This window comes from Paenibacillus brevis, from assembly GCF_018919145.1.
Taxonomy (GTDB): domain Bacteria; phylum Bacillota; class Bacilli; order Paenibacillales; family Paenibacillaceae; genus Fontibacillus; species Fontibacillus brevis.
The window spans coordinates 52,259-65,439 of the sequence record NZ_JAHLQJ010000018.1 but is presented as its reverse complement, the minus strand read 5'-3'; the positions used below and the strand labels follow the sequence as shown (position 1 = coordinate 65,439).

The window sequence follows — 13,181 nt, the reverse complement described above, 5'->3', positions numbered from 1 at the left end:
TTTTAGTGCCAAAAAGCATTAAAACTGCTGGTGGGAACTCATACGACGAATCTTGACCCAAACGCAACTAAAGTGCCTCACAAGTGCCTCTAACCACTAAAGCTAGCTCTCTAAAACCAGCTCCCCGCCACCAGCTCCCATCCAGTTCGTATTCAGCTCTCTATCCAACTCCCCATCGAGCTCTCTATCCAGCCAATTCCTCTACTTACTTCCCCGACAATGGCAGGCTCTGGGTTTTAACCAGCGCCTGGGTGCGGGTGGATACGCCCAGCTTCTCGTACAAGCGGGATAGATACACGCGAATGGTGCCTTCGGTCAACCCGAGCGCTGCGGCCATCTGTTTGTTGGTCGCTCCGAGCCGGAGCTGCTCCAGCAGGAGAAGCTCTTTGCTGCTCAGGGGTTCGAGAAGGTCCAGCGCGGGGAGGTTCCTCTGCTGTGGAGGAATATCCGGCGAGCCGGGAAAGGCATGAATCAACTGCTCCGCATAATCAAGGAGAGGATCCTGCTGAGCGATTCCCTGATCAGAGCCAGAAGAAGCACGCACTTTACACCGATCGGCAAGGTAAGCCTTCAACAGTAACTGCATATCTGTTCCTTCATCCACAAAGGTTCTGCGGTAGTCGTTGTTTTTGCCCAGAACGAGCGCTTCCTCGATCAGGGTGAAAGCAAGCACACGCTGGCCCCGCTGAGCTTCCAGCAAAGCCTGGAGACAGGTAATCTCTACCCGGCTGGCGATCTGATGCTCCCGCTCCGCTTGCAGCTTAAGCAGCTCGAGCATCGTCAGAGCCTCAGCCTCCTTGCGCTGCTTCCCAAGCAACCGAACCAATGCGAGAAACTCGGTCTCCCGGCTGTATACCGGCTTGCTTCGAGGACCGATATGCAATGGGGCGAGTTCCCTTTTCGCCTCGCCCAACCGACCGTCCCGTAAGTACAAATTACTCCGTACGGCTCGCACATAGCGATTCCAGCGTCCTCCGTCATGGATGCAAGCCGCGGCGGCCTCAGCCGCTTCGTCAAGTGTATGATAAGCCAAGGGGGGCTTACCTTCGGCGGCATGCAGCCGGGCCTCCGTGAGAAGAACCGGAATGAGCAGACCTGGCGTCTCCCGCAGCCTGTCTGAGTTGCGCAGCTGCATCAGCAGTTCGCGGCAATCGGCCAGGCGGTTCCACTCATAGTAACCTTCAGCGAGGCACTGCTTTACGTACAGGTGAAGCAGTGCGTTTTTCCAGCCATGGCCTTCCAATACCTCGATGAACAATTTACCGACTTTTTCGGTTTCGTCGGACAGCTTTCCTTTCATGCCCAGTGAGGTGCGCCGGACATAAGGCTCTTGGCGGTTATAGTCGAATTGGTAATAGACCGGGTTATCCGGGGCGAGATGCTCCCGTACCTTTTCGCTCGAGGCTAGCCACCCGGCAAAGTCCCCATTCAAAAAGACCAAATTGGAACGGACGAACAATAAGCTGCTTCGAAGCTGGTCCTGTCGGCTGGAAGGGCCCAGTCTGTCTATTTCCTCTTCAAGATGTTCCAATACCCGTCCGGAGCGCTCCAGATCACCGGCCAGAACAAGCAGAAAGGCGTGAAGCAAGGATAACTCTAGCGTCAGGGAGCGGGCTTCGGGAATTTTGCGGAACCAATTCAACAGTGTTAGTAAATCCCCTTGGCTGAGCGCTGCAGGGAGGTGCCCCTCCAGGGCTTGGATGGCGTGCTCAATCTCACCGGCTTCAAACAAGTGCTCAATGGCATCCTCTATAGCGCCAATTTCAGAAAAATATAGCCCGGCTGCCCGGTGCATTGCGGCATACTCTTTCTCATCCCTGCGTCGAAGCTGGCCTTGTAGGAACTGTGCGAACAGATGGTGATAACGGAACCAGGCCCTTGTTCCATCAAGCGGAATCAGGAACAGGTTTAATCGCTGAAGCTCGTTCAGTTGCTGCCTGCCATCGGGCCGTCCGGTTAACGCATTGCAGGCTTTGGCATCGAATCTGGACAGCACGGAGGTCCGAAGAAGGAAATCCTGAAAATCGGAAGGAAGCAGATGCAAAACCTCTTGAAATAAATAATCGGAAATAAGTGTCTCTTCACCGGAGGCCAGACCCATGAGACTCCCATTGTTGGAACGGCGCGATAAGAAGAGGAGCTGCAGTCCGGTAATCCATCCCTCCGTCTTCTGCTGAAGCTCGTCTAACTGGGCGGATGTCCATTCTGCCTGAAGCTCCCCGTTAATCATGTGAAATAGGCTTTCGGTTTCGCTCGCTGTGAATTGGAGCTGGTTCATGCCGACCATCATGGCTGCTCCATTTGCCAGCCTCTTCATGCCGGGTATCATAAGCTCCGAGCGAGAGGACAGAAGCACATGCATCGAATCCGGCATATAGTCGAACAGGTAAGACAATCCGTCGAGAATAGTAGGGTTGGTGATTTCGTGCAAATCGTCGAGCAGAAGCGAAAAAGCATGCTTATGATCTGTTCCTTCGGGCAGTCCGCTAATGAGGGTATCCAAAAAAGTATAGATGGAGACCCCCGCCTGCAGTTGGCAATTGGCTTCAAGCTGCTGACGATGCTGCTCGGGCAGAGCGGAGGCTATTGATGCGCTAAAGTATCTCCAGAAGCGTGCAGGATCATTGTCCCGTGCATCGACCGATAACCAGGCGCAACGCATTCCGGCATGACGGGCCCATTGGGCGAGCAGGGTGGACTTGCCGTAGCCGGCCGGGGCCACGACAGCGACAAGGCGCTTTCCTTGCTGAAAGCCCTCCGAGATCGAATGGAGCAGGCGCTCCCGCTGAACTAGCCGACCCTTCGATTCAGGAACGAACAATTTAGTTTTTAATAAAGGACTAGCTGTTCGGCGCATAGACTTACCTCGCTCTTTTTGATTTCTATCCTGGTAGACCCTGATTATATTTCTGACATTGTCGAATAAGGTAATTTCGTCAAATAAAAAAGTAGATTATAGAATAGATTATACGAAGAATTTTAAGGAAAGTTAACGAATGTCAATTCTTTTGCTCCATTTATTTTGTTAGCCTCTTCCTGACAGATCAATTTCAGGAGGGAAATATGAGACAGCGTATCGGAAAAATCTTACTGTGTATAAGCATACTTATCGTACATTTGCAGTTGATGGGCAACTCATCCAGGGTGCTTGCGGCTTCGGCAACGTCTCCCAAGCTGGTTGTCGGCTACTATCATACATTAGCTCTGACCAGCGGGGGGCAAGTGTACAGCTGGGGGGGAAATGAGAAGGGGCAGTTAGGCAATGGGCTGAGCAGTAGTCGTAATACTCCTGTCCTGGTCAAAAATCTGGACCAGGTTATCGAGATAGATTCCGGCGTACGCAGTTCTATGGCGCTTCGGGCTGACGGAACGATCTGGACGTGGGGGATGAATGAGAACGGGCAGCTCGGGATCGGCTCCTTAATCAACATGGACGTTCCGACCAAGGTCATCGGTCTGGAAGGTGTACGAATTACGGCTATATCGGGCGGGCTGGGCTATCATAGCATGGCCCTTGCCGAGGACGGCAAGGTGTGGGCGTGGGGCATGAATACCAGCGGCGAGCTGGGGGATGGAACACAGCTCCAGAGAAGTGAGCCTGTTCAGGTTAACGGGTTAGACGGGGTTACGGCGATTGCTGCCGGCGGCTACTACAGCTTGGCATTGAAGGAGGATGGAACCGTTTGGGCTTGGGGGAACAACGAGAATGGAGAGCTCGGCGATGGAACGTTCACAAACAAGCTCCTGCCGGTTCAGGTTGCGGGTCTTGACGATGTAATCACGATTGCTGCGGGCGGCTCGCACTCTCTGGCGATCAGTCAGGATGGCACGGTATGGGCCTGGGGCTCCAACAGTCAGGGGCAGTTAGGAGACGGAACAATCACTAAGCGAAATCTGCCGGTGAGAGTCCAGAATTTGAAAAATACTGTTGATATAGCAGGGGGAGGCTATCACAGCCTTGCTTTGGATGCGGACGGTGGCGTATGGAGCTGGGGCTTGGGGAATTACGGCCAGCTTGGACGTACGGGCGCTGCCAGCGATAGAACTCCCGGACTGGTTCAGAATTTGCCGTCCGTAATCGACATCTCCGCCGGCGGCTTTCACAGCTCGGTGATGACGAAGGATATGCGCGTCTGGGGCTGGGGATACAACGGTTACGGTCAACTGGGTGACGGAGCTTGGAGCACGAGTTATGTTCCCGTGTTAAGCAAGGCTGTCTTGGATACCACAGCCCCTGTGCCGGGAGGCATGATCGAGGCTGCCGAGGTTACAGCCGATTTTATAGAGCTGCAGTGGGCAACTGCATCCGACAATCTTGATGATCCGGGCGAGCTGGAGTACAGGCTATATTTATCGGGCAGGGATAACTTAAGCACGGTTCAGCAGATTGAGCAAAACGGGACAGCTCTGGGACCCTATGAAAAAAATCAGACGAGTGCTGCGATGCAGCTGTTTGCTCCGGATCAAACCTACTATTTCAATGTCATTGTCAGGGACGGCGCGGGGAACAAGAGCGCTTATCCGATGCTAAGCGTGAAGACAAAGCCGCTGGCTCCGCTGCACGATCCGACCCTGCGGCAATTAGCTGTACAGTCGACCCAAGAGAGCGGTTTGGCATTGAATCCCGGTTTCAGCCGCTACCAATACACTTACAATCTTAGCCTTGCAGAGACTACGGATCGGCTTTCAGTCACGGCGGACGTCTACGACACGGCAGCTACCGTGACGGCAAGCGTCTATGGGGAGAGCGGACAGCTTTTGCAGGGATCGGTGCCGCTGATTTTTGGCGAACCCAGTGAAGAATTGATCGTAGGAGAAGATGCAGCCTATCTTTTAGTTGCCGTGACGACGCCGGATGGTCAGGAACAGGCGTATCGGATTGCCTTGAACCGGGACAGCGTGCCTGGGGGAAATCCTGGAGAAGGTCCGGGTGAGCCGGGGGAAGGACCGGATAACCCTGGTGAAGACGGGACGGGCGGAGGAAGCGATCCGGTGAGGTCAGGACAGTCGTCCGGGGGAAATGCGTCACAGCCTCCTTCGCGGCAGTTCGATCTCCAGGTGCTTTTAAACAATCTTCCTAAGGACGGCATCGTCCATGCCGGAATTAGCAGCGGCGGAGATCAGCAAATTGTATCGCTCAGGCTCGATTTCGCAAAATTAAAAGCCGCATTGGAAGTGCCCGGGAGTGATTCAAGCTTGATCCTCATTCTTGGGCAGCAGGCTGATCTTATTGAATTGACTATGGACGCTCAAGCCGCAGAGTTGTTTGCTGAACGGGAAGGCTCCCTGGAGCTGCGTTCCTCCCTCGGAGGCTTCCGTTTCGCAGCAGCGGAGCTAGCCGAAGCTTTTGAGCGCTATGGGTCTGAGACAGTCAAAGAATCTGCCGTTCAGGCTATAATTACCTTTACATTGGGCAGCAGCACGGCCGAAGTGCAAAAGCAGCTTGCCCGTGCGAAGGCGGAGCGGCATTTTATGACGCTGCTTTCTCCCGTTGAATTTAAAGCGATCATTCAGATCGGGGAACAGATTCATCCAATAGAGAAGTGGAGCCGTTATGTAGAGCGCAGCTTACCTGTTCTTCCGGAGCAGGCTGATGATGTAACGACCGGAGCCTTTATTGGTGAGGATCGTTCCGTAATCCCGGTGCCGACCCGGCTCGAGACTCTGGAAGACGGCACCCGCCTTGCGGTGCTGAAGAGTATGTATAATGGCTCGTTTACTCTGATCTCGAAACCGGCATCATTTGCGGATGCGGCATCCCATTGGTCCAGCGAAGCTGTGCATGATTTGGCCTCGAGGCTGATTATCACGGGAACAGCGGAAGGGAAGTATTCTCCGGAGGCGTCTATGGAGCGCGCAGCGTTCGCAGCTTTGATGGCAAGAGCGCTAGGTCTGTATGATTCGTCTGTTCCAGTCGCAGTGTTCAGGGATGTCAGCGTCACGGATTGGTTCCATGATCCGCTTGCATTGGCGGCAGAGCATGGATTAATCCAGGGAGATGAAGCGGGAGACTTCCGCCCTCATCAAGCAATCAGCCGTCAGGAGGCAATTGTTATCATTGCTCGGGCTATAGCGGAAGAAGAATTCCAGAGTACGGCCCAAACAAACTCGTCGACGGCTCCGGGCTTGCTGTTCAAGGATCTGGACGGCTTGCCGGACTGGGCACGGACTGCAGCCGAAGAGCTTGTCAATCTTGGCATTCTGGAAGGCTCGGCGGAGGGTATGATGATGCCGAAGCAAGCATTGACCAGAGGGGAAGCGGCCGTACTTATCCAGCGCATGCTGAAGAAGAGCGGAATGATTGACTAGGCAATCAAACATGAAAAGATAACAGGCCCCGCTTGTCGTTGGACAGGCGGGGCCTGTTGCATGGGTTATTGCTGCAACTGCCGCAGTACGGTAATTTCTACGCGGCGGTTCTTTTGCCGTCCGGCTGAAGTAGCGTTATCTGCTGCAGGCCGGGTATCGGCATAACCGGCATACTGAAAGTCTTTTGGGTCAAGCTGCTCTTTCTCCAGGAAGAAGCGAAGCACGGAAAGTGCCCGGGCGCCTGACAGCTCCCAGTTATCCTCAAAGGAGGAGGCCCGGCCGACCGGCTGGTTATCGGTGTGTCCCTCGATGCTGATGACGGCATCAAGCTCTTTAAACAGGCTGGCGAGCCGCGCAAGGGCAACCTCGGATCCGGATTTCAGATCTGCCCTGCCAGTATCGAACAGAAACCGGTCGCTTAATGTGATCGAAATTCCTTTCGGAAGATCGGTTACCTTGATCTGATCCTCCAGCTGATTGTCTTTAATATAGGATTCAATCCGTCCCATCAATGTCGCTAATTCCTGTTCCTGCTCACGAAACGCCAGCTCCCGCTCGGTCAATGGCTGCTGAGTTGAAGGGGGAGATGTGTTGCCGCTGCCCTCGCCGCCTGTACTATCCGGTCCCTGTCCATTCTCGGCGCCTTGTCTGTCCGGCGGATTATTGTAATCGTATTTATCCTCGCTGCCCAGAACACCGGTCCCTTTATCCAGCAGTGAATTGCCGCTTTTGAATGTATGTTGAAGAGATTGGGTAACAACTTCATATTTCTCGACATCAAGCCGGCTCATCGCATACATGACCACGAAAAAGATCAACAGGAGCGTGATCAGGTCGGCATAGGTAATCATCCAGCGGTCTTTGGTATCCTTCGGTCCTGCAGAACGGCGGCGTCCTGTACCTGACTGGAAATCTCTGTCTCTGCCGCGCATCACAGCTCTGACTCCCCGGATGAGGCCGGCAGTTGCGGCTTCCGCTCCCGATCTGTCAAAAAGGACTCCAGCTTGCGGCGGACCAGCATCGGGTGATCTCCGTTTTGCAGCGAAATCATGCCTTCCAGCATCAGTTCCATCCGTGACGTCTCATCCTCGCCACGGGCGCGAATCTTCGATGCAATCGGCAGGAAAATCAGGTTTGCACTGGCGACGCCGTATAATGTAGCCGTAAAAGCAAGCGCGATGGAGGGCCCGAGTGAAGTCGGCTCCGTCAGACTGCCCAGGACGTGGATTAATCCCATGACCGTACCGATGATGCCCATTGTAGGGGCATAACCGCCGGCAGAATCGAAAATTTTAGCATATCCCTCATATTTAAGATGAACCGCCTCAATCTCCAGATCGAGCACCTGCCGTACGATGGCCGGCTCAGTACCATCCACGACAAGCTGAATGCCTTCACGCAGAAAAGGATCGGCATGCTCCTCCGATTTTTTTTCTAAAGCAAGAACGCCTTGCCGCCGGGAAATCACGGCCATTCCTTCCAGATCCGAAACGAGCTCCTCCATATCCTGTGATCCCTTGGTGAAGGCCAGCGCAAGAGCCTTGGGTATCGTCTTCAGCTTCGCGAAGGGGAAACTGATCATGACTGCGGCAGAGGTGCCGCCGAACACGATTAAGGCAGCAGCCCATTGCATCAGCCCGCCGAGCTCTCCGCCCTCCCAGATAAAGCCGCCGATCAGCGCGGCCAAGCCGATAATAATACCAATAATTGTGGATATATCCATTCGTTCACACACAGCTCCATTCGTTGACTTTTGTTGCATCCCGGATGCAAAGAAGGTATAATAAATGGGAACACTTATTCTTATTTTTGCTTTGCGAAAATAGACTGCTTGTCTACTATTCCGTTGAAACTAATGAAATAAGGTTAATATAGATAGAGAAACCATAACATAGAAATTCACTTTTCCATTTTAGACGATAAGGGTGATGTTGGACAATGAGTGAAATTGTCTTCAGTAATAATAAATTCGAGCTAATCTCCGATTTTTCGCCACAGGGCGACCAGCCGCGGGCTGTAGACCAATTAGTGGAAGGGATAAAAATGGGAAAAAAGCACCAGACCCTTCTGGGAGCTACAGGCACCGGCAAGACGTTCACGATTGCCCATACCATAGCGAAGCTTGGAAGACCTACACTGGTCATTGCCCATAACAAGACGCTGGCGGCACAGCTTGCCAGTGAATTCAAGGAATTCTTCCCCAATAACTCCGTTGATTACTTCGTCAGCTACTATGACTACTACCAGCCGGAAGCCTATATTCCATCCTCAGATACTTACATTGAAAAAGACTCCAGCATCAATGAAGAGATTGATAAACTGAGACACTCTGCGACCAGCTCGCTGTTCGAACGGCGAGACGTGATCATTGTAGCGAGTGTATCCTGTATTTACGGTCTCGGTTCTCCGATGGAGTACCGGAATTTGGTGCTGTCGCTGCGTGTCGGAATGGAAAAGCCGCGCAACCAGATCCTAGCCCGGCTGGTGGATATCCAGTATCAGCGTAATGACATCAATTTTGTTCGCGGCACTTTTCGCGTGCGCGGCGATGTGCTGGAAATCTTCCCGGCTTCCCGAGGGGAACAGGCGGTGAGAGTGGAATTTTTCGGCGACGAAATTGAACGGATTACCGAGATCGATGTACTGACCGGCGAACTGGTTGGCGAACGTGAGCATATTGCCATCTTCCCGGCGTCTCACTTTGTGACGCAGGAGGAGACGATGCGGATCGCTATAGGTAACATAGAGCGGGAGTTGGAGGAGCGTCTGGCTTTATTCCGTGAACAGGGCAAGCTGCTGGAGGCCCAACGGCTGGAGCAGCGTACCCGCTATGATATCGAAATGATGAAGGAAGTCGGCTTCTGCTCGGGCATCGAGAACTATTCGGGCCCCCTGACCTTCCGGGAAGCGGGGGCAACCCCTTACACGCTGATGGATTACTTTCCGGATGATATGCTGATCGTGATTGACGAATCCCATGTGACGCTGCCGCAGATTCGTGCGATGTATAACGGTGACCGGGCGCGGAAGACCGTGCTTGTGGACCATGGATTCCGCCTGCCTTCGGCGCTGGACAACCGGCCGCTGCAATTCGAGGAATTCGAAGCCAAGGCCAATCAATTGATTTACGTGTCCGCGACACCGGGGCCGTATGAACTGGAGCATTGCGATACGATGGTTCAGCAAATTATTCGTCCGACTGGACTGCTGGATCCGATTATCGAGGTTCGTCCGACCAAGGGGCAGATCGATGATTTGATCGGTGAGATCCGCGAACGGATCGATCGGGATGAACGGGTGCTTGTTACCACCTTGACGAAGAAGATGTCCGAGGATCTGACCGATTATTTAAAAGAGGTCGGCATTAAAGTAAGGTACCTCCACTCCGATATAAAGACCTTGGAGCGGATGAGTATTTTGCGGGATTTGCGGCTTGGAACGTTCCATGTGCTGATCGGCATTAACCTGCTTCGGGAAGGCCTTGATTTGCCGGAGGTCTCGCTCGTTGCGATCCTGGATGCCGATAAGGAAGGCTTCCTGCGTTCGGAACGGTCGCTGATTCAGACGATTGGCCGGGCTGCGCGGAACTCCGAGGGACGCGTGCTGATGTATGGAGATCAGATTACCGATTCGATGGATCGGGCCATCAAAGAGACAGAGCGGCGCCGCGCGATTCAGATCGCTTATAATGAGAAGCATGGGATCACTCCGCAGACCATTCGCAAGAAGGTTCGGGATGTTATCGAGGCTACCAAGGTGGCCGAGAGCAAGAGTGATTATCTGGCCGATGCGGCTAAGAGCAAGATGTCCAAGCGTGACCGCGAAGCTATGATCGGACGTCTGGAATCCGAGATGAAGGAAGCCGCCAAGAATTTGCAATTTGAACGGGCCGCTGAGCTGCGCGATGCAATTATGGAATTGCGCGCAGCGGATTAAATAGATAATGGGAGATGAACCACTTGGCCATTGAGAATATCGTCATTAAAGGTGCGAGAGCGCACAATCTGAAAAATATAGATATTACGATTCCGCGTGATAAGTTTGTTGTCTTGACCGGCTTGAGTGGATCGGGGAAATCTTCGCTTGCATTTGACACGATTTATGCAGAAGGACAGCGACGTTATGTAGAGTCTTTGTCGGCTTATGCGCGCCAGTTTCTTGGCCAAATGGAGAAGCCGGATGTGGATTCGATCGAAGGTCTCTCGCCGGCAATCTCCATTGACCAGAAGACAACAAGCCGGAACCCGCGTTCTACAGTAGGTACAGTGACGGAAATTTATGATTACCTTCGCCTGTTGTTTGCCCGGATCGGCCACCCGCATTGTCCGGAGCATGGTGTGGAGATTACCTCGCAGACCGTCGAACAGATGGTTGACCGGATTATGCAATATCCTGAACGCACTCGTCTGCAGATTCTTGCTCCCGTGATCTCCGGCAAAAAGGGAGAACACAAGAGCCTGTTCAGTGAGATTGCAAAGCAAGGCTTTGTTCGGGTTAGAGTCAATGGGGAACAGCGGGACTTATCCGAGGATATCGAACTGGAGAAGAACAAGAAGCATTCCATAGAGGTTATCGTGGACCGGATCGTGGTGAAGGAGGATGTGAAAAGCCGCCTTGCGGACTCTATTGAGACGGCGCTGAAAATGTCCGGCGGTCAACTGCTGGTCGACATTATCGGCCAGGAGGAGCTGCGCTTCAGCTCCAATTATGCCTGCCCGATCTGCGGCTTCAGCATCGAGGAGCTGTCGCCGCGGATGTTCTCGTTCAACAGTCCGTTCGGAGCCTGTCCGGAATGTGACGGTCTTGGCATGAAAATGATCATCGATCCGGAGCTATTGGTTCCTGATCCGTCGAAGAGTATTGAGCAAGGCGCCTTCGAAGCGTGGGCAGGCAGTACGTCCAATTATTATCCGCAATTCCTTCGCTCGGTGTGCGAGCATTTCCATATTCCTCAGAATGTGCCGGTATCGGAGCTAACCAAGGATCAAATGGACAAGCTTCTGTATGGAACGGGCACAACCAAGGTACGCTTCCGCTATGAGAACGATTTTGGTATTAGTAAGGACGCCTATGTAACGTTTGAAGGCATCGTGCATAATCTGGAGCGCCGGTATCGCGATACCGCCTCCGAAGGAATTCGGGAGTTTATCGAGGGTTTCATGGGCTCCAAGCCTTGCGGTACTTGCAAGGGGCATCGCCTGAAAAAAGAGATTCTCGCGGTTACCGTGAATGGAGAGAACATCGCTCACGTGACTTCGTTGTCGATCGGCGAAGCCATGAAGTTCTTTGATGGTCTTGAATTGAATGAGAAGGAGAAGACGATTTCCCATATGATCTTGAAGGAGATCAATAGCCGACTGGGCTTTCTCGTTAACGTTGGGCTGGAGTATTTGACGATGAGCCGTGCAGCAGGAACGCTCTCCGGGGGTGAAGCACAGCGCATCAGGCTGGCGACGCAGATCGGCTCCAGTCTGATGGGCGTGTTGTATATCCTCGATGAGCCGAGCATCGGACTCCACCAGCGGGATAATGACCGTTTGATCACGACATTGGCTCACATGCGGGATTTGGGAAATACCTTAATTGTCGTTGAGCATGATGAGGATACGATGCTGGCTTCCGATTATATTATTGATATTGGTCCGGGAGCAGGCATTCATGGCGGCCAGGTTGTCTCCCAGGGTACGCCGCAGGAGGTTATGAAGGACCCGAACTCCTTGACCGGCCAATACTTAAGCGGCCGGAGGTTCATTGAGGTGCCTGAGCAACGGCGGAAGCCTGATGGACGTTGGATTGAAGTGCGCGGGGCCAAGGAGAACAACCTGAAGAACATTAACGTCAAGTTCCCTATCGGCGTATTCGCGGCCGTTACCGGGGTATCCGGTTCGGGCAAGTCTACGCTGGTGAATGAGATTCTATACAAAACGTTGGCGCGGGATCTGAACAGGGCGAAGGTTCGTCCGGGACAGTATCGGGAAATTCGTGGCCTGGAGCATGTGGAAAAGGTAGTCGATATCGATCAGTCGCCAATCGGACGGACTCCCCGCTCCAATCCGGCGACCTATACCGGTGTCTTTGATGATATCCGGGACCTTTTCTCGCAGACGAACGAGGCTAAGGTACGGGGCTACAAGAAAGGCCGCTTCAGCTTCAATATTAAAGGCGGGCGTTGTGAAGCCTGCCGCGGAGACGGCATTCTCAAAATCGAAATGCATTTCCTTCCGGATGTCTATGTGCCATGTGAGGTATGTGCTGGTAAACGCTATAATCGGGAGACACTAGAGGTTAAATACAAAGGCAAGAGCATCGCAGATGTGCTGGAGATGACGGTGGAGGATGCGACCCAATTCTTCGAGAATATTCCGAAGATCCACCGGAAGCTGCAAACCTTGCTCGATGTTGGCCTCGGATACATTAATCTGGGACAACCGGCGACTACACTGTCTGGCGGGGAAGCTCAACGCGTCAAGCTGGCTTCCGAATTGTATCGTCGCAGTACGGGAAGAACCATCTACATTCTGGATGAGCCGACCACAGGTCTGCATGTCGATGATATTGATCGTCTGCTGAATGTACTTCATCGGCTCGTGGATTCCGGAGAGACCGTGCTTGTTATTGAGCATAATCTGGATGTGATCAAGACTGCGGACTATCTCATTGATCTGGGGCCTGAAGGAGGCAGCGGCGGCGGGACCATCATTGCAACAGGTACGCCGGAGGAGGTCACGCAGGTGGAGGAATCCTATACTGGCCGCTATCTTGCGCCGGTTCTGCAGCGCGATACGGAACGGACACGTGCCATCAAAGTGCATTCGTAGCAATCCTTTTAACGAACATAATATAATACAAGCTCTCTTGGAGATCGGTAAGGC

At 53.1% G+C, this 13,181-nt stretch carries 6 protein-coding genes; 3 read left to right on the top strand and 3 right to left on the bottom strand.

Annotated features, from left to right (window positions below; genetic code table 11):
• Positions 1-205: 205 nt before the first annotated feature.
• Entirely contained in the window at positions 206-2,857 is a 2,652-nt protein-coding gene (locus tag KQJ23_RS18755; protein WP_216480441.1) for a winged helix-turn-helix domain-containing protein, read from the bottom strand.
• Between the two features lie 206 nt (positions 2,858-3,063).
• Here KQJ23_RS18755 and KQJ23_RS18750 point away from each other — a divergent pair, with 206 nt between their 5' ends.
• On the top strand, positions 3,064-6,309 hold the full coding sequence (locus KQJ23_RS18750) for an RCC1 domain-containing protein (protein WP_216480440.1): 3,246 nt from the start codon (positions 3,064-3,066) through the stop codon (positions 6,307-6,309).
• Positions 6,310-6,374: 65 nt separating this feature from the next.
• On the opposite strand, the gene KQJ23_RS18745 is transcribed toward KQJ23_RS18750, so the two are convergent.
• On the bottom strand, positions 6,375-7,241 hold the full coding sequence (locus KQJ23_RS18745) for an OmpA/MotB family protein (RefSeq protein WP_216480462.1): 867 nt from the start codon (positions 7,239-7,241) through the stop codon (positions 6,375-6,377).
• The gene (locus tag KQJ23_RS18740; RefSeq protein ID WP_216480439.1) at positions 7,241-8,032 is read right to left on the bottom strand and encodes a flagellar motor protein; all 792 of its coding nucleotides are present in this window, start codon (positions 8,030-8,032) and stop codon (positions 7,241-7,243) included. The genes KQJ23_RS18745 and KQJ23_RS18740 overlap by 1 nt, the downstream gene beginning before the upstream one ends.
• A gap of 215 nt (positions 8,033-8,247) precedes the next feature.
• On the opposite strand from KQJ23_RS18740, the gene uvrB reads away from it, so the two are divergent.
• Both uvrB and uvrA read left to right on the top strand, forming a co-directional pair.
• A complete protein-coding gene (gene uvrB / locus KQJ23_RS18735; RefSeq protein ID WP_216480438.1) occupies positions 8,248-10,245 on the top strand; it encodes an excinuclease ABC subunit UvrB in 1,998 nt (665 codons plus the stop codon).
• Positions 10,246-10,268: 23 nt separating this feature from the next.
• Positions 10,269-13,127, top strand: a complete 2,859-nt coding sequence (gene uvrA, locus KQJ23_RS18730) for an excinuclease ABC subunit UvrA (protein WP_216480437.1) — start codon at positions 10,269-10,271, stop codon at positions 13,125-13,127.
• The last annotated feature ends 54 nt before the right edge of the window (positions 13,128-13,181 follow it).

Bases quoted from the DNA above. Each gene is read 5' to 3' on its own strand.
- KQJ23_RS18740 (WP_216480439.1), bottom strand. From the start codon at position 8,032: ATGGATATATCCACAATTATTGGTATTATTATCGGCTTGGCCGCGCTG.
- uvrB (WP_216480438.1), top strand. From the start codon at position 8,248: ATGAGTGAAATTGTCTTCAGTAATAATAAATTCGAGCTAATCTCCGAT.
- KQJ23_RS18755 (WP_216480441.1), bottom strand. From the start codon at position 2,857: ATGCGCCGAACAGCTAGTCCTTTATTAAAAACTAAATTGTTCGTTCCT.
- KQJ23_RS18745 (WP_216480462.1), bottom strand. From the start codon at position 7,241: ATGCGCGGCAGAGACAGAGATTTCCAGTCAGGTACAGGACGCCGCCGT.
- KQJ23_RS18750 (WP_216480440.1), top strand. From the start codon at position 3,064: ATGAGACAGCGTATCGGAAAAATCTTACTGTGTATAAGCATACTTATC.